This is a genomic window from Acidovorax sp. FW305-C-20-28 (assembly GCF_058783375.1).
Map to the genome: position 1 here is coordinate 123,081 of NZ_JBYSYM010000012.1, position 16,199 is coordinate 139,279.

Consider the following 16,199-nt stretch of genomic DNA (forward strand, 5'->3'; position numbering starts at 1 on the left):
GCCGTTACCGGCGGGCGGTGCGCTGGGGGCGTGGCGCCCGGGGGGCCGGGCGTGCCAGGTGCGCGTTCATCTGCTCCAGCCAGAGCAGCGAGTCCATCTGCGACAGAAAGCGCCGCAGGTAGTCGGGCGAGAGCCCGCGCATGAGCGCCAGCGAGCGCAGCATGAGCTTGTGCGAGTTGAGCGGGCCGGCGTGCTCGGGCGCCTTGCTCAGGGCCTGCACGACCTGCTGCTCGGCCGAGATCCTGGACCAGACCTCGCTGAACTGGCGCACGCTCTTCATCTCCGACAGGCTGGCGCTTTCGCTGGCGCGCACCTGGTCGGCGTCGGCCTGGGCGCGCGCGGCGAGTTCGCGGTTCAGCAGGGCCAGGGGCGAGCCTGGCGGGTCGGCCGGCCGGGGCACTGCAACGGCGGGCGCGGCTGCCGCTGCAGCAGTGGCCCGGGCGGCGTAGTCGGCCACGGCGGCCGCCAGCCGCTGCTGCAGCAGTTGCTGCACGGCCGGCCGCTGCGCTGGCAGGCGCCGGGCCAGTGCCTCCAGGTAGCGAAAGCGCGCAGGGTCATGGCGCTCGGCGCCCTGCGCCCGCAGCGGTTCCAACCAGGCGCTCGCGTCGTTCATTGGGGTGTTGCGGGGCTGGGCTGGGTGGCCCGAGGCACCGGGGCCATTTCCACGCGGCGGTTCTGCGCGCGGCCTTTTTCGTCGGCGTTGTCGGCCACGGGCTGCTCGGCACCGAAGGCCGCGGCAAACACCTGGGACGAGGGCATGCCTTCCTCGGCCAGGGCGCGTGTGACGGTGAGCGCGCGCTGGGCCGACAGCTCCAGGTTGTCGGCAAAGCGCTGGCCGCCGCCGCTGCGCAGCGGGATGTTGTCGGTGAAGCCGCTCACCATGAGCATCTCGTCGCGCTCGCGCAGGTACACGCGCAGGGGCTGCACCAGGCTGGTCAGCAGCTGGCGGCCTTCGGGGCGCAGTTCGGCCGATCCCGTGGCGAACAGCACGCTGCCGCTGATGCCGATGCGGCCATTGCTCAAGGTCACGCGGCCACTGGCCAGCGGGCCGGCCAGCGCCTTCTCCAGCGACATGCGGCGCTGCTCGGCCTCCTGGCGCTTTTCCACTTCCTGGCGCAGGCTGTTGGCCAGGTCGATCTGCAGCACCAGCACCCCCACGAGGATGAGCACGAAGGCGCCCAGCAGGCCGGCCATCAGGTCGCCGAACACGGCCCAGACCGGGGCGGTCTGCTCGGTGGCGTCGTCCAGCGTGTCGTCGTAGCCGGTCACGCGGGCGCCCCTTGCGCAGCCTGGCCATGCAGGCGGCGCAGGTCTTCGACGATACCTTGCTGCGAAGAGATGCTCAGGTCGATCACCTCGCGTGCCTGGGCCACGTAGTAGGCCAGCTGTTCATCGCTGCGGCCCAGGGACTGGCCGATGGCGCTCTCGATGCCCTGCAGGCCCTGCACCAGCTTGTCGTTGCTGGCGGTGAACAGGCCCACGCCGTGGCTGAACGACTCGCCCAGGCTGGCCAGTTCCACGGCGCTGGCGGCCACGTGCGTGGCGACCTCGTCCACCTTGCCGGCCTGGGTGCCCAGCGCATCGGCGAATTGCTGTCCGGCCTGCTCCAGCACCTGGGCGGCCGAGCCCACCAGCGATTCGATGGCGGCACGCTGCTGTGCGGCGGCGTCGTTGACGGAGTGCAGCAGCGTGGAGAGCTGCTCCATCATGGCGGTGCGCTCTTCCAGTGCGAGGTTGTCGCGCTCGCCCAGGCGCGTCATCTCCTGGCGCAGCTGGGTGATGACCTCGGCCGCGGCCTGGGGTACGTCGGATGCGGTCTGCAGCAGGCGCGTGAGCGGGGCTTCGAGCGCCGATCCCAGCGTGGCCAGGTGTTGCGCCACGGCGGCCTGCAGGGTGTCGAGCCGGTCCACCGCGGCCTGGCCGCGGGCAGCCTCGGCGTCGCGCAGGGCCGCGAGTTCGCTGCGCCAGACGCCGGTGAGTGTGTCCATGCGCTCGCCCTGCGATTGCTCCCAGCGGGCCTCGGCTTCCACGCGCGTGCGCAGCAGCGCATCGGACTGCTCCATCAGGCGTGCCGTGCTGCCCAGGGTCTGCTCCACCTGGCCAGACATGCGTTCGGTGAGCTGGGCCGCCGTGCCTTCCAGCGTGCGGTACAGGCCCTGCTGCTGTTCGGCGGCCTGCGACCCTGCGCGCTGCAGCTCGGTCGTGACCGCGCTGGCCATGCCTTCCATGGAGCGGCTCCAGGTCTCCAGGCGTTGCTGGTCGGCCTGCACCTGGGCGGTGTGCGACTGGGCCACGGTGTCCTGCAGCGAGGCCAGCAGGGCGTTGGCACGCTGCTCGAAGGCCTGCGTGGCGGTCTGCAGCACGTGGTCGAGCTGGGTGGCCGCGCCTTCCAGGGCCTGGCCTACCGCGCGTTGCTGCTCGGCTGTCTGGGCACCTGCGCGTTGCCATTCGGCCGAGAGCGTGCCGGCCAGGCCCTCCATGGAGCGGCTCCAGCCTTCCACGCGCTGCTGGTCCGCCGCCGCTTGGGCTGCCTGCGATTGGGTGGCCGTGTCCTGCAGCGTGGCGATCAGGGCCCTGGCGCGTTGTTCAAAGGCGTCGGTGGCGACCTGCAGTGCGCGGTCGAGCTGCGCTGCGGCACCCTCCAGGGCCTGGCCCACGGCGCGCTGCTGCTCGGCGGTCTGGGTGCTTGCGCGTTGCCACTCGGCCGAGAGCGTGCCGGCCATGCCCTCCATGGAGCGGTTCCAGCCTTCCACGCGCTGCTGGTCGGCGGCTGCCTGGGCCGCATGCGACTGCGCCACGGTGTCCTGCAGCGAGGCCAGCAAGGCGCTGGCACGCTGCTCGAAGGACTGGGTTGCGGCCTGCAGTGCGCGGTCGAGTTGCGCCGCGGCACCCTCCAGGGCCTGGCCTGCGGTGCGCTGCTGCTCGGCAGTCTGGGCGCCTGCGCGCTGCCACTCGGCCGAGAGGGTGCCGGCCATGCCCTCCATGGAGCGGTTCCAGCCTTCCACGCGTTGCTGGTCGGCCGCCGCCTGGGCTGCGTGCGATTGGGTGAGCGTGTCCTGCAGCGCAGTGAGCAGGCCGCTCGCGCGCTGATCGAAGGCCTGGCTGGCGGTCTGCAGGGACTGTTCGAGCTGCCGGGCCGCGCCGGCCAGGGTCTGGCCGGTCTCGTGCTGCTGCGCTGCGGCCTGGGTGCCTGCGCGCTGCCATTCGGCGGCGAGTGCGCTGGCGGTGTGTTCCATGGAGCGGTTCCAGCCCGCCAGGCGCTGCTGGTCGGCGGCGGCCTGGGCTGCGTGCGACTGCTCCACCGTCTGCTTGAGCGCGCCCAGCAGGGTGCCGGTGCGTTGCTCGAAGCCCTGGGTCACCGTCTGCAGGGCCCCATCGAGCCGCGCCACCAGGCGGTCCTGGGCCTGGGTGTGGCCTTGCAGGGCATCCGTCCAGGTGGCGGCCACCTGGCGGGCCGTGCCCTCCCATTGGGCGGACAGGGCCTGCATCTGCGCATCGGTGGCGTCACGCAGGCGTTGGTGCGAGCGTTCGGCCTCCTGGGCGAGCGTGGCCATGGCCTGCTCGACCACGGGGCGGATGCTCTCGCCCGCCTGGCGGGCGCTGCTGGCCAGGCTGTCCTGCAGCGAGGCGCCCACGGTGCTGGCCAGGGCGGTGTAGGCCGTGGCGGCTTCGCGGTGAAAACCTTGCTGCTGGTTGGCCAAGCGCTCGTTGAGCTCGCCGTGGCGGCGCTCCAGGCCTTCCATCAGTGTCTGCAGGCGTTCGGCGATCAGCGGCATGGCCTGGGCCTGGGCCTGCAGGGCGTCGAACATGGCGTCGCGCTTGTGGGCCGGCGAGAAGCTGCGGAAGGCCGAGGCCACGCGGGCATCGAGCTGGCGCACCACCTGCAGGCGTTCGCGCCGGCCCATGGCGGACATCAGGCCCAGTGCGGCCGAGGTTGCCACGCCGGCCACCGAGGTGCCGAACGACAGGCCCAGGCCCTTGATGGGGGCCGCGAGCGCCGAGCGGATGGCTTCGAGGTTGGTGGAGCCTTCCAGTGCGAACACGGCCCCCTGGAAGGTGACCACCATGCCCAGGAAGGTACCCAGCATGCCCAGCATGACCAGCAGGCCCACTAGGTAAGGGGCCAGGGCCGGGCCGGGCAGGGCCACGCGCTCGCTCTCGATGCGCTGGCGCACAGGGTGGCGCAGCGCGGCGGGCAGGCGTTCCAGCCAGGGGCCGAGGTCGGCCAGGGGCTCGGCCGGCGTATCGGCCAGCGCGGCCGCCAGCGAACTGGTGGCCGAGCGGAACTGCATCAGCTCATAGGCGCCGAGCAGGTAGACCGCGGCGATCACCGCCGTCATCGCCAGCGCCAGCGGGCTGGTGCCCACGAAACCCCAGGCGACCCATCCCGCCACTGCCAGGCCGGCTGCAAACACGCCGGCCATCACACTCTTGTTCATTCCTGATTACCTGTTCTACTGTTCTCGTTGCGGGCTGCCTCCAGCAGCCCCATGATCGGTTGCAGGCGCACCTGCATCTCGGCCAGCAGCAGGGCCCGCAGGTCCTGCTCGAAGCCGGCCAGCCAGCCGCCGGGCTGGCGCCAGCGCAGCGGGTCGTCGGCCAGGCCCGAGGCCTGCACCCGTGCCTGGTGGGCCTTGCGCAATTGCACGAAGCGCCGCTCCAGGTGGCCGGGCAGCGACGCCCACAGGCGTTGCTCGCGCGCGCCCAGCATCTGCTCCATCACCCCGTCCAGCGCTGCCAGCTGCTGCAGGGGCGCAGACCCCTTGAGCAAGGCAGCGCGCACCTGGCTGCGCAGGGCACCCAGGCGGGCGTCGAGCTGCTTTTGCTGCTCTGCATAGCGCGGGCCATGGGCCGCAAAATCGGCCTGGGTCTGTGGATCGGGCTGCTCGACGGGGGTGTTGTCGGCACGTTCGCGCAGCGGCCTGGCCGGGCGGGCGGGTGCGGTCGCCAGGCGAGTCAGGTCGGCCTTGGTCTTGTGCAGCAGCTCTTCCAGGGCTTGCGTGTCGATGGCCGCACCTTCCCCCGTGGCGGGCTGGGGCACATGGGTCTCGATCGAGCGCAGCGAGCCGTTGAGCTCGACCGCATCCACCACGCTCAGCCACTGGCCCAGCTGTTCCGCCACATCCTGGCGCGCCGCGGCGCGCTCCGCCCGCGTCCATTGCGCAAGCAGAACGACGAGGCGTGAACTATCGAGTCGTTGGTGCAGATACATCCCGGGGGTAGCCATTCACTTCGCCTGCAACCCTGGTGGGAGGCCGGCATCCGGGAAACGGGTCCCCGAGGGCAAAACCGCGTATTTTCGCCCATGTCGGCCAGCTCCCCGGGCTCCGGCGGCCGGGCGTTGCAGGTGTTACACCCGGTTTATGGATGCGTGGCCGCTGAAAAAGGACGAAAAAGGGCTGTAAATATGGGAGAAGACTGCAAAAGCAGTCAGAAGGCGTGCATTTTCGCTACAAGAATTGCGCCCGCAGCCCGACCATGATGCGCCGGCCGGCCGCCGGCTCGAAAAAGCGGCCGTTGCCGTCGTTCACGATCAGCGAACCCGCATGGCGCCGGTCCAGCAGGTTGTCGAGCCGGGCCCAGGCCTGCCAGCGCGGGCCTGCGGCGGCCTGGCCGAAGCGGTAGCCGGCGCGCAGGCCCACCACGGCAAAGCCGGCGGCGGCCTCGGTGTTCACGTCGTTGGCGAACACCTTGCCGGACACATCGAGCGTGGCGCCCAGTTGCCATGCGGCCGTGGGCGCATAGTCCAATGCCAGCTGCGCCACATGGCGTGCCGTGCCGGGCAGGCGGTTGCCGGCGGCCACCCGGGAGCCCCCGGCGCCCGTGTAGGCATCGCCGAAGAAGGCATCCAGGTAGGTGTAGGCCGCGCGGGGCGTCCAGGCGCCGGCCTGTGCGCTCCAGGCCAGTTCCAGCCCGCGGCGGCGCACGTTGTCGGCGTTCTGGAACACGGTGCGGCCGTTGACCGTGGCGGCGGGCACGATCTCACCCTGGCTGCGCGCATCGAACCAGGCCGCTTTCACACGGTGCACTGCGCCTTGCCACTTGGCGCCGATCTCCATCTGCCGGCTGCGCGCGGCGGCCAGGCCGAAGTTGGGGCCGGTGTTGACCTGGCTGTAGGCCATCTCGGCCAGGGTCGGGGTCTCGAAGCCGCGGCCCGCATTGGCGTACAGGTTGAGCTGGTCGTTGGCAGCCCAGACCACGCCCAGCACCGGGCTGGTCTGGCGCCAGCGACGCGCGCCGCTGTCGTCGGGGTTGCTGGGGGTGATGAAGTGGTCGCTCACGCGCATGTCCACGCGGCTGGCGCGCAGGCCGGCCACGGCACGCCAGGTGGGTGCAATCCATGCATCCACCTGGGCTAAGACGTCGGTGTTGCCGGCGCGGTCGCGCTCGTTGCGGCGCAGGGCGCCGGTCTCGCCGTTCTGGTTGACGAAGCCCTGGCGCTGTTCCGAGAGGCGGTCGGCATCCAGGCCCAGGGTCCAGGTGAGTGGCAGGCCCGAGGGCATCTTCGCGCTGTGCGTCCAGGCCAGGCCCAGGCCGTGGTAGTCGCGGTCCAGGTCCACCACGCCGCCCGCGCTGTTCTCCGCCGCGCCGCTGAACGACAGGTACTGGGTGAGCGCGCGCTTGCCGCCATAGGCGCGGGCGCGCACGCTGTCGGCGGCGCCCAGTTGCCGCTCCAGCACCAGGCCCCACTGGTTCTGCGCCACCGATTTGCGCGTGCCGAAGGCCGTGGCCACATCGGGCGCCTGCCGTGGGTTGGCATGGAACTGCGCACGCGTCAGGCCCAGCGGGTCCTGTGCGTCGGGCTGGTCATAGAGGTTGAGCAGGGCGGTGATCTTCGTGTCCGCATCCGGTCGCGCCACGAGCTTGCCATTGAGGTGGGTGCGCCGGGCCGCGCTGTGCTCGCGCCAGCCGTCGGTCTCGAAGCGCGACACGTCCACCAGGCCCGAGAGCGTGTGGTTGCCGAAATCGAACGAAGCATCGGCCAGCCGCTGGCCGAACGAGCCCGCCGCCACCGAGGCCTGGGCGCCGCCGCCCGCGCGCGGCTCCCGCGTGTTCACCTGCAGCACGCCGCCCGCGGCATTGCCGTAGAGCTGGGCCAGCGGGCCGCGCAGCACCTCCACCTGGGCCGCCGAGTGCAGCTGCGCCGTGGCTGCCTGGCCCTGGCCGTCGGGCATGGTGGCGGGAATGCCGTCCACCAGGATGCGCACCCCGCGCACGCCAAAGGTGGAGCGCGCGCCGAAGCCGCGCACGGCGATCTGCAGGTCCTGCGCATAGTTCTGCCGGTCCAGCGCCACCACGCCGGCCTGGCCGGCGAGCAGCTCGGAGAGGTGCACCAGCGGCGTGGGGGCCGTGAAGCCATCGACCGGCACGCTGGTGTGGCTGGCCGCGCTGTCGAAGCGGCGCTGGGCCTGGGCGTTGCCTGGCACTTCGACCGGGGCCAGGCTGCCACCCTCGCGTGGCTGCGCCAGGGTGGGCGCAGCCGCTGCGAGTGCGGCTAGCCCTGCGAATGCGATGGGCAGGGCCCGGGCTCGGCGGCCGTGAGGATGACGGTGTGGGGCAGGGTGCATGGTCGCAGTGGGGGCGGCAAGGGCGTGTGTGGAAACCACAGCATGCCGCATTCCTGTCACATTCACATGCGAAGGTGGGGTTCGGGACGCTGCGGCCTCCCCGTTTCGCGCGCCGCCGGGCAACTTGCGGGTTGCCTTATCCTGCAAGCCCTATGCCCTCGACACCCGTTCCCGCCAGCAGCCAGCTGCCCTTTGACTACCGGCGCGGTCTGGTGGGTGCCTTGCTGTGGATGGTGGTGGCCCAGGCGTCGCAGGCCTATGCCTTTGGCAGCCTGGACATGAGCCTCATCTGGCCGGCCGATGGCATTGCCATGGGGCTGGTGCTGGCCTACGGGCTGCGCATGCTGGGGTTTCTGGGGGCGGCTGTGGCCGTGTGGCATGCCCTGCACGGCATTCCCGTGCTGCAGTCGCTGATCGGCGTGGTGGCGCTGGCGGCGGCGGTGGCACTGGTGTGGTGGCTGATGCAGCGCGACCGGCGCAACGAGGTGGGGCGCAATCCGGTCGCCACGGCCGTTCGTTTCCATGCCCTGACCGTGCTGCCAGGGGCGGCGGTGCTCACGGCGCTGGGCAGCTGGCAGTTTCTGCTGGCGGCGGGCGAGCAGCCTGGCGGCATTTTGCGTGTGGCGGGTGTCATGGGCATGTCCGAGGTGTTCGGCATTCTCCTGTTCACGCGGCTCACCGAGATGGCGGCCCATGCCCTCGATGGTGGCTGGCGCGCCGGCCCCCTGCTGTGGGCGCGCTGGCAGACCTTCTGCCTGGCCGGCCTGGTGCTCGTCATGGCCATGGCGCAGTGGGGCTCTTCGGTGGTGGGGGCGGGCATCGGTCCGTCGGTGCGCTATGTCGTGTTCCTGTTGGTGGCATGGGCGGCCTACCGGGGCAGCCCGCTGTTCGTGCACCTGGCCACGGCCATCTCGGCGCTGACGCTGCTGGCTTTCACGCCCCCCTTGCCCACAGGCCACAGCCCCTACCTGATGGTGCTGGACCAGGCGGTGCTCATGGTCTGCCTGGCGGCGCTGAGCTTCTTTGCCTCGGCCACGATGGAGCACCGCCGGCAGATGGAACGCAGCCTGCACGAGGCCGCCAGCAACGATGGCCTGACGGGTTTTCTCAATGAGCGCGGCCTGCTCAAGGCGCTCCAGGCGACAGGGACGGGGCCCATGCACCTGATCGGCATGAGCCTGCACAACCTGGAGCATGTGGTGGACCTGATCGGCCTGGGCTCCACGCGCGAGATCGAGCAGGACGTCTCCATCTACCTGCGCAACCAGCTGGGCCGTGGCTGCCTCTACGCCCGGCCGCGTGACGGATTCTTCGTGGTGGCCGTGCCGGTGGCGGCGGGCGACGTGCAAGCGCGGCTGCTGCAGCTGCGCACCGCGCTGGACGGGCGCCGCTATGTCTTTTCCGAGCACAGCGTGCGCATCCAGGCGGCGTTCGGGCTGCTGTCGCTGGATGAGGGGCAGGCCCTGGGCGACGACGTGCTGGCGGCGCTGATGCTGTTGTGCGAGGCGGATGGCGACCCGGCCCAGGGGGACCGGCATGCGCAGGGCATGGAGCAGGCGCCTGGCCACCTGATGCGCATCCGCCGGGCGCAGCTGTCCCGGATCGAGGCGCTCAAGGACGCCTTGCGCCTGCCGGCCGGCAGTCCCGAGGCCAGCGGCCTGTGGCTGGCCTGCCAGCCCATCCGCTCGGCCCATGGTGACCACGATGGCGACCTGGGGGTGGAGGTGCTGCTGCGCTGGGCCTCGGGCAGCGGCTCGCCCCATCTGCCCGGGGAGTTCCTGCCGCTGGCCGAGCGCTACGGGCTCATGCCCCAGGTGGACCGCTGGGTCATCACCCAGGTGTTTGCGGCCCTGGTGGCCCATGGCATCACCCGGCGGGACCTGGGCAAGGTGGCGATCAACCTGTCGGGCTCGTCGGTGTCGGACCCGCGGCTGCTCACCCACATCGACCAGTGCCTCGCCACGAGCGGGCTCGATCCCGCGATGTTCTGCTTCGAGGTCACGGAAACTGCCGGCATCGTGCAGCGCAGCCGCGCTGTGGACCTGCTGGCCAGCCTGCGCGCCATGGGCGCGCGCACCTCGCTCGATGACTTCGGCACGGGTCTTGCGACCTTCGACTACCTCAAGTCGCTGCCCCTCGATTTCGTGAAGATCGATGGCAGCTTTGTGCGCGACGTGCTGTCCTCGCGCGTCGACCAGCGCGTGGTGCTGGCCATCTGCGACGTGGCGCGGACCATGGGGCTTGCGACCATCGCAGAGTTTGTCGAGACGCCGGCCCAGCGCTCGCTGCTGGCCGCCTACGGCGTGGACTATGTGCAGGGCTTTGGCATCGCCAAGCCCTTGCCCTTGCCGCATTACCTGCAACAGCTGGCGTGCCGCGATCCCCGCCCCTCAGCGCAGGCGGCGCCCTCTCTGGCCGGTCGATGGCAGGCCGGGCATGGGCGCCTGGTGGCCGGCGTGGCGCCCGGTGAATGACAGGGTCATCCCGGACAGTGCCTTCTGTCACGCAACCGCAATATGCGACTTGTAAGCTCTGGTGACATTCCCTGCCGCGCCGGCCCTTCTCCATGCCCGAACTCCCCGCCTACCTGCAAGACTGCCGTCCGCGATTTCGCCAGCCCAGCGCCGGGGACATGTGTGTCGAAGTGCCCTGGATGGCGGTCGAGGAGACCAATGAAAAGGTCATGGAGATCTTCTCCGAGCACAAGGACCTGGTGAGCCTGCCGGTGGTCGAGAAGGGGCGCCCCATCGGGCTGATCAACCGTGACATCTTCATGTCCGAGATGAGCAAGCCCTACCGCTGGGAGATCTACGGCCGCAAGAACTGCATCGCCTTCATGGACAAGGCGCCGCTGATCGTCGATGCCGAGATGGGCATCGAGGAGCTGACCTTCAAGACCGTGGAGTACGGCGAGAAGGCACTGTCGGACGGCTTCATCGTTGCGCGCGAAGGCAGCTTTGTCGGCGTGGGCCATGGCCTGCAGCTGATGCGCGTGGTGGCCGAACTGCAGGCCGCGCGCAACCGCCAGGTGATGCACAGCATCGAGTACGCGAGCGTGATCCAGCGCTCCATGCTGCGCGCCTCGCGCGATGCCCTGGTGCAGGCGCAGGCCGATGCCGACCTGGTCTGGGAACCGCGCGACGTGGTGGGCGGCGACTTCTACCAGTTCACCGCCATGCCCGACGGCTGGTTCGCCACCGTGGCCGACTGCACGGGCCATGGCGTGCCGGGTGCCTTCATGACCCTGATCGCATCGAGCACCCTGGGCAAGGCCATCGAGCAGTATGGGCCACGCGATCCGGCACAACTGCTGGGCAGCGTGAACCGCAGCATCAAGCAGATGCTGGGCCAGATGGACGGCCAGGACGATACGCCGGGCTCCGACGACGGCCTGGATGCCGCCTGCTTCTGGTATGCGCCCGCCACGCGCGAGCTGCGCTTTGCCGGTGCGAACCTCTCGCTCTTCGTGCTGCCCCCGGGCGCCGAGGCCGTGCAGGTGGTCGCCGGCGAGCGCAAGGGCGTGGGCTATGTGGACAGTCCCATCGACCACTGCTGGACCACGCGCACGGTGGTTCTGGAACCTGGCTGCCTGGTGTTCGTGACCACCGATGGCCTGATCGACCAAGTGGGCGGCCCCAAGGCCATCACCTTCGGCAAGCGCCGCATCCAGGAGGTGATCGTTGCCCAGCGCGAGCAGACCCCTGCGCAATTGAATGCCGCCATGCAGCAGGCGCTGCAGGCCTGGCAGGGCACGCACCAGCGCCGCGATGACCTGACTTTCTTCTGCTTTCGCGTCTGAGCGCCTGGCAGAACCCGCTACACACTGTGAAACCCCGGATGGACCATCTCTACATTCCCCCCACACCCAGCTCGCCGGAAGTGGACTTCAAGTTCGACGAGAACCTGCTGAGCTTGCGTGGCGAGTCCTACCCCGAGAACGCAGCCGCGTTCTACGGCGACATCCTGCGCCAGCTGGAGGCCTACCTGGGTGCCTGCAGCGACAAGAAGATCAGCGTCAGCATTGCGCTGGCCTACTTCAACAGCTCCAGCACCAAGATGCTGTTCAACCTGGTGGGCCTGCTCAGCGATGCGGCCGAAGCCGGCAACGAGGTGGTGCTCAACTGGTACCACGACGAGGAAGACGACACCATCTTCGAATTCGGCCAGGAGCTCAAGGACGACTTCACGGCCCTCCAGTTCGTCAGCCATGCGGTGAAATCGGCATGATGGGTCTCGATGTCCGAAGCACCTGACCTGTTCGATGCCGAGAGCCGTGCCCTGCTGGCGGCCCGAACGGCCTTTGGCGAGGAGGGCGACGGCGGCGCCCATCGCAACGCGCTGGGCGAGCTGCTGACCGCCTACGAACGCCTGCTGCGCGAAACGCGCCGCATGGTGCGGCGCAGCGACCGGGCCGAGTTCGAGATGAACCAGCTCAACCAGCGCCTGCAGGACCTCACTGGCCAGCTGGAATACCGAGCCACCCACGATCCGCTCACGGGCGTGCTCAACCGGGCGGCCATCATCGAGCGCTCCAACCGCCACCTGGCCAACGGCAGCCTGGCGCTGATCGTGCTCGACATCGACCACTTCAAGCGCGTCAACGATTCGTTCGGCCACCCGGTCGGCGATACGGTGATCTGCGGTGTGGTGGATTGCCTGAAGGGCGTGGCGCCGGCCGTGGCCCAGATCGGGCGCGTCGGTGGCGAGGAATTCACGGCCCTGCTGCCCGGGGTGTCGCAGGAGGTGGCGGCCCATGCCGCCGAGCAGATGCGCAAGGCCATCGCGGCCCACGATTTCGCCTTGCCCGACCGCAGCCGCGTGACCGCCAGCTTCGGTGTCAGCTGGCAGGCGCAGGGAAGCAGCTTCGACGCCGCCTACGGCAGTGCGGACGAAGCCCTCTACCAGGCCAAGCGCAGGGGCCGCAACCAGGTGGCCCGTGCGGCCCTGGTCGAGGCATAGGCGGGGTTTGCGGCGCCGCCGCAACAGCGCGCCAGGGCAGTGCTGCATACCTGGTTGAAATACTGTATATTTTTACAGTATTTCAACCAGGAGCCCTGCATGGAAGCCATCGAAACGACGACCTACACCGTCGCCCTGCGCGATTATCCCGAACTGCCCCCGCGGGAGCGCTGCGCGGCCGAAACCCGCTACACCCGTACGCTGGAGCGCAAGCTGGGCGGCCCCGAGGTGGTGGCCGAGGCGCTGCGTGCCGTGATGCAGTTCGAGGAGTCCGATGGCAGCGATGCCAGCGCCGAAGACCTGGCGATGGCCCGGCAGTGGACCCGGGCCGCACAGGCCGCGCGCGAGGCCGGCTACCAGGGCCTGGGCGAGGTCGATGGCGCGTACTTCGAAGTGCGCCTGACCTGATGGGGCCGGTCATGGGCAACGCCCTGGGCTCTTTGGACCAGCTCGCCATCGCGGTGCTGTATGCGGTGGCGGCCTGGCTTTCGCAGTCGGCGCACGAGCCCGTGCGCCGCTGGGCCTGCATCGCCGGGCTGATGGCGCAGCCGTTCTGGTTCTATGGGGCCTGGCAGACCCGGCACTGGGGTGTGCTGGCTCTGGCCCTGGTGTTCTCCGTCGCCTGGATGCGCGGGCTGTGGCTGCACTGGCTGGCGCCGCGCCGCCAGGACGGGGTGGCCACCATCCAGATGGTGCCGGGGCACAAGGGCTAGGGGCGGCTTCAGGTGCCTTGCGGGGATGCGCCGCCTGGTTGCTGCAGTTGCGCCCGGTACTGCCCTGGCGGCATGCCGAACCAGCGCTTGCAGGCGCGGAACATGTTGCTCTGGTCGGCAAAGCCCAGCAGGTCGGCCACCTCGGTGAGGTTGCGGCGCGGGTCGGCCAGGTACTTGCGCGCCAGCTCGCAGCGCGTGTCGTCCAGCAGTTGCTGGTAGGTGGCCGATTCGGCCTGCAGCCGGCGCTGCAGGGTGCGGTCGGTCATGTTCAGGCGTGCGGCGATGTCGTCGCGGCGCGGCTCGCCCTTGTGCAGGATGCGTGCCACCTCGGCGCGCACGCGCGTGCTGGCGAGCGACTGACCCAGGTGGTCGAGCTCGGTCTCCACCAGTTGCTCGTGCATGGCCCACAGGCTGGGGTTGTGCGTGGGGATGTCGACCAGCATGTCGGCATCGGCCAGCAGGATGCGGCTGGCCGGTTGGGCGAAGCGGGGCAGCGCACCGAAGGCCTTTTCGTAGCGTGCTTCGGTGCCGGGGGAGGGGGGTGGCGTGCTCAGCTCCACGGCCAGGGGCTTGAGCTCGCGGCGCGTGAGCCAGCCGCACAGCGTGAACAGGGTGAGCAGTGCGTATTCCACGCGCTGGCGTGGCACCGGGCGCGTGCCGCCAATGTGCTCGATGGAGAACCAGTAGCCGCGCGCCTCGCGCGTGAGTTCGAAGGCAGTGCAGTCGGAGATCACGGCCATGTGGCGCGTGAGGTGCTGAAAGCCCACCAGCAGGTTCGGCCCCGAGGCCAGCGCATAGCCCACCACGTCCACATTGCCATAGCGCGCGGTGAGCTGCGGGCACAGGCCCAGGTCGGTCTTGCCCGAGCGTGCCACGGCCAGCTCCCACAGCTGGCTGATCCGGTCCACCTCCACGCGCGCATGGGGCTGCTGCAGCGCCGCCAGGTCGATGCCGGCTTCGCGGCACAGCTCGGCCACGGGCAGGCCCTCTGCGGCCATCATGTCGGTGGTGCCGCGCACCCAGGCGGCGGAGCTTGTGCGGGGAGTCATAGCGCGGGATCTGGGGCTCAGGGTTTACGCGGGGTGGTGTCTGAAGTCAGTGTTTTGGCAAGGTTGCGATAGTAGCGAAAGGCCTGCCCCTTTCCACAATCGGCGTCGAGGTCGTTCCCTGGTGCAGCGCTACTGTACACAGAGGCCCGACCCTATAACCCAAAAGGAGACAAGACATGGTCGTCGATGTGCGCTGGCGTGCCCAATGCCTGGGTGCCGTTCTTTCCATGCTGGCGCTGGCCGGCTGCGGTGGTGGTTCCAGCACCCCGCCCGAGGTGCGCGAGACCGCGTACGGCACCGTGCGCGGTGTGGATGCCAGCGCCAGCACGGGCACCTATTCCTGGAAAGGCATCCCCTTCGCAAGGCCTCCCGTGGGTGAGCTGCGCTGGCAGCCGCCCGTGGCGCCTGTGGCATGGAGCGGCGAACGCGATGCCACGCGCTTTGGCAATGCCTGCCTGCAGATGGGCCGGCTGTACGGCCCCGGGGCCAACAACCGCTTCGACGACACCATCGGCCAGACACTGGGCACGCCCGTGGGCAGCGAAGACTGCCTGACGCTGAACATCTGGCGCCCCGCGACGACGCAGGAGAATCTGCCGGTGCTGCTGTTCCTGCACGGCGGCAGCGCGATCTCGGGCTACACGGCCGATCCGGTCTACGACGGCGCGGCGCTGGCGCGGGCCGCCAACGCGGTGGTGGTCACGGCCAGCTACCGGCTCGACGTGCTGGGCTTCTTCCAGATGCCGCAGCTGCACACCGGCACGCAGGCCTATACCGGCAACTACGCGCTGCTCGACAATGTGCAGGCGCTGTCCTTCATCCAGCGCAACATCGCCAACTTCGGCGGCAATGCGGGCAACGTCACGCTCATGGGCCAGTCGGCCGGTGCCGGCAATGTGCTGGCGCTGCTCACCTCGCCGCGGGCGTCGGGCCTGTTCCACAAGGCACTGCCGATCAGCGGCGGTACTTCGCTGGCCACGCAGCTGCCCGCCAATTCCATTCCCACGCTCAACCCCGCCTCCAAGTACGCTGCCCAGTCGGCGGCGCTGCTCGCCGCGCTGGTGCAGGCCGATGGGCTGGCCGCCGACACCATGGGCGCGGCGGCCATCATCGCCGGCTGGACGCCTGCGCAGACCGCCAGCTACCTGCGCGGCAAGGACGGCCGCGTGGTGCTGCAAACGGTGCTGCGTGCCGGCCTCACGGGCTCCGGCCCCATCCCCGACAACGTGGTGCTGCCCGCCGATCCGATCGCCGAAATGGCCGCGGGGCGCTACCACAAGGTGCCCGTGCTTTCGGGCTACACGGCCGACGAGGCCAAGCTGTTCGCGCCCTTCCTGGCGCTGCTGGGCGGCAAGCCCGGCATGAAGATCAGCGACGCCGAGCGCTTCGCGATGACACAGGCCTTCAACCCCGATGCAGCCACCACGCTCACGGTGGCGGACATCATCGATCCGTCCTACCTGCCGGTCACGGCGCCGGGCACGGGCTACAACGCGCGCATGAAGCTCCTGGGCAGCGTGTTCATCGAGCCCAGCCGCGACAACCTGCTCAACACGCTGCGCACGCAGCAGGCCAATGTCTGGAGCTACCAGTTCAACTGGTCCCAGCAGCCCGCGCCCTGGAACGACGTGTACGGCGCCGCCCATGGCTTCGACCTGCCCTTCGTGTTCGGCAACTTCGGCCCTTCGCTGCTGGCCAAGGCGGCCAACAGCACGGCCAACCAGCCGGGGCGCCTGGCGCTGTCGGCCGTGATGATGGACAGCGTGCGTGCCTTCGTGCACACCGGCAACCCCAACCACGCGGGCCTGGGCCAGGAATGGCAGCCCTGGCCGCGCAAGTTCATCTTCGATGCCGACCAGAAGGCCACGCGCCTGAGCGTTCAGTGAGGACCCGGGGCCTGATGCCGTTTC

Annotated in this window: 13 protein-coding genes; 7 read left to right on the forward strand and 6 right to left on the reverse strand. The window is 69.9% G+C overall.

The window, feature by feature from the left end; all coding sequences use genetic code 11:
- Positions 1-4 precede the first annotated feature (4 nt).
- The 5 genes from AC3WOH_RS15660 to AC3WOH_RS15680 form a co-directional block, all read right to left on the reverse strand.
- Positions 5-613: a DUF2894 domain-containing protein gene (locus tag AC3WOH_RS15660; protein WP_492230203.1), complete on the reverse strand. Its 609-nt coding sequence runs from the start codon at positions 611-613 to the stop codon at positions 5-7.
- On the reverse strand, positions 610-1,269 hold the full coding sequence (locus AC3WOH_RS15665) for an OmpA family protein (protein ID WP_492230204.1): 660 nt from the start codon (positions 1,267-1,269) through the stop codon (positions 610-612). The genes AC3WOH_RS15660 and AC3WOH_RS15665 overlap by 4 nt, the downstream gene beginning before the upstream one ends.
- Positions 1,266-4,439 (reverse strand): DUF802 domain-containing protein, encoded by a 3,174-nt coding sequence (locus AC3WOH_RS15670; RefSeq protein WP_492230205.1) that lies wholly within the window; start codon positions 4,437-4,439, stop codon positions 1,266-1,268. The genes AC3WOH_RS15665 and AC3WOH_RS15670 overlap by 4 nt, the downstream gene beginning before the upstream one ends.
- Positions 4,436-5,212: a DUF3348 family protein gene (locus AC3WOH_RS15675; protein WP_492230206.1), complete on the reverse strand. Its 777-nt coding sequence runs from the start codon at positions 5,210-5,212 to the stop codon at positions 4,436-4,438. The genes AC3WOH_RS15670 and AC3WOH_RS15675 overlap by 4 nt, the downstream gene beginning before the upstream one ends.
- Positions 5,213-5,450: 238 nt before the next feature.
- Positions 5,451-7,568, reverse strand: coding sequence for a TonB-dependent receptor family protein (locus tag AC3WOH_RS15680; protein ID WP_492230207.1), 2,118 nt, complete (start codon positions 7,566-7,568; stop codon positions 5,451-5,453).
- A 152-nt stretch (positions 7,569-7,720) separates the two neighbouring features.
- On the opposite strand from AC3WOH_RS15680, the gene AC3WOH_RS15685 reads away from it, so the two are divergent.
- From AC3WOH_RS15685 to AC3WOH_RS15710, 6 genes are all read left to right on the forward strand, one after another.
- A complete protein-coding gene (locus tag AC3WOH_RS15685) occupies positions 7,721-10,042 on the forward strand; it encodes an EAL domain-containing protein (RefSeq protein ID WP_492230208.1) in 2,322 nt (773 codons plus the stop codon).
- Positions 10,043-10,134: 92 nt separating this feature from the next.
- Entirely contained in the window at positions 10,135-11,367 is a 1,233-nt protein-coding gene (locus tag AC3WOH_RS15690; protein WP_492230209.1) for a SpoIIE family protein phosphatase, read from the forward strand.
- A 38-nt stretch (positions 11,368-11,405) separates the two neighbouring features.
- Positions 11,406-11,795, forward strand: a complete 390-nt coding sequence (locus AC3WOH_RS15695) for a DUF1987 domain-containing protein (protein WP_184862766.1) — start codon at positions 11,406-11,408, stop codon at positions 11,793-11,795.
- A gap of 9 nt (positions 11,796-11,804) precedes the next feature.
- Positions 11,805-12,527: a GGDEF domain-containing protein gene (locus AC3WOH_RS15700; protein WP_492230210.1), complete on the forward strand. Its 723-nt coding sequence runs from the start codon at positions 11,805-11,807 to the stop codon at positions 12,525-12,527.
- 99 nt (positions 12,528-12,626) lie between these two features.
- A complete protein-coding gene (locus tag AC3WOH_RS15705; protein WP_492230211.1) occupies positions 12,627-12,935 on the forward strand; it encodes a hypothetical protein in 309 nt (102 codons plus the stop codon).
- Positions 12,936-12,946: 11 nt separating this feature from the next.
- Positions 12,947-13,240 carry a hypothetical protein gene (locus AC3WOH_RS15710; RefSeq protein ID WP_492230212.1) on the forward strand — a complete coding sequence of 98 codons (294 nt, stop codon included), beginning with the start codon at positions 12,947-12,949 and terminating at the stop codon, positions 13,238-13,240.
- 8 nt (positions 13,241-13,248) lie between these two features.
- Here the strand turns inward: AC3WOH_RS15710 and AC3WOH_RS15715 are convergent, their stop codons facing one another.
- Positions 13,249-14,289, reverse strand: coding sequence for an AraC family transcriptional regulator (locus tag AC3WOH_RS15715; protein WP_492230213.1), 1,041 nt, complete (start codon positions 14,287-14,289; stop codon positions 13,249-13,251).
- 176 nt (positions 14,290-14,465) lie between these two features.
- On the opposite strand from AC3WOH_RS15715, the gene AC3WOH_RS15720 reads away from it, so the two are divergent.
- Complete coding sequence (locus tag AC3WOH_RS15720) at positions 14,466-16,175, forward strand: carboxylesterase/lipase family protein (RefSeq protein ID WP_492230214.1); 1,710 nt, start codon at positions 14,466-14,468, stop codon at positions 16,173-16,175.
- Positions 16,176-16,199 lie beyond the last annotated feature (24 nt).

Bases quoted from the DNA above. Each gene is read 5' to 3' on its own strand.
- AC3WOH_RS15695 (WP_184862766.1), top strand. From the start codon at position 11,406: ATGGACCATCTCTACATTCCCCCCACACCCAGCTCGCCGGAAGTGGAC.
- AC3WOH_RS15700 (WP_492230210.1), top strand. From the start codon at position 11,805: ATGTCCGAAGCACCTGACCTGTTCGATGCCGAGAGCCGTGCCCTGCTG.
- AC3WOH_RS15720 (WP_492230214.1), top strand. From the start codon at position 14,466: ATGGTCGTCGATGTGCGCTGGCGTGCCCAATGCCTGGGTGCCGTTCTT.
- AC3WOH_RS15660 (WP_492230203.1), bottom strand. From the start codon at position 613: ATGAACGACGCGAGCGCCTGGTTGGAACCGCTGCGGGCGCAGGGCGCC.
- AC3WOH_RS15680 (WP_492230207.1), bottom strand. From the start codon at position 7,568: ATGCACCCTGCCCCACACCGTCATCCTCACGGCCGCCGAGCCCGGGCC.
- AC3WOH_RS15685 (WP_492230208.1), top strand. From the start codon at position 7,721: ATGCCCTCGACACCCGTTCCCGCCAGCAGCCAGCTGCCCTTTGACTAC.
- AC3WOH_RS15715 (WP_492230213.1), bottom strand. From the start codon at position 14,289: ATGACTCCCCGCACAAGCTCCGCCGCCTGGGTGCGCGGCACCACCGAC.
- AC3WOH_RS15690 (WP_492230209.1), top strand. From the start codon at position 10,135: ATGCCCGAACTCCCCGCCTACCTGCAAGACTGCCGTCCGCGATTTCGC.
- AC3WOH_RS15670 (WP_492230205.1), bottom strand. From the start codon at position 4,439: ATGAACAAGAGTGTGATGGCCGGCGTGTTTGCAGCCGGCCTGGCAGTG.
- AC3WOH_RS15705 (WP_492230211.1), top strand. From the start codon at position 12,627: ATGGAAGCCATCGAAACGACGACCTACACCGTCGCCCTGCGCGATTAT.
- AC3WOH_RS15675 (WP_492230206.1), bottom strand. From the start codon at position 5,212: ATGTATCTGCACCAACGACTCGATAGTTCACGCCTCGTCGTTCTGCTT.
- AC3WOH_RS15710 (WP_492230212.1), top strand. From the start codon at position 12,947: ATGGGCAACGCCCTGGGCTCTTTGGACCAGCTCGCCATCGCGGTGCTG.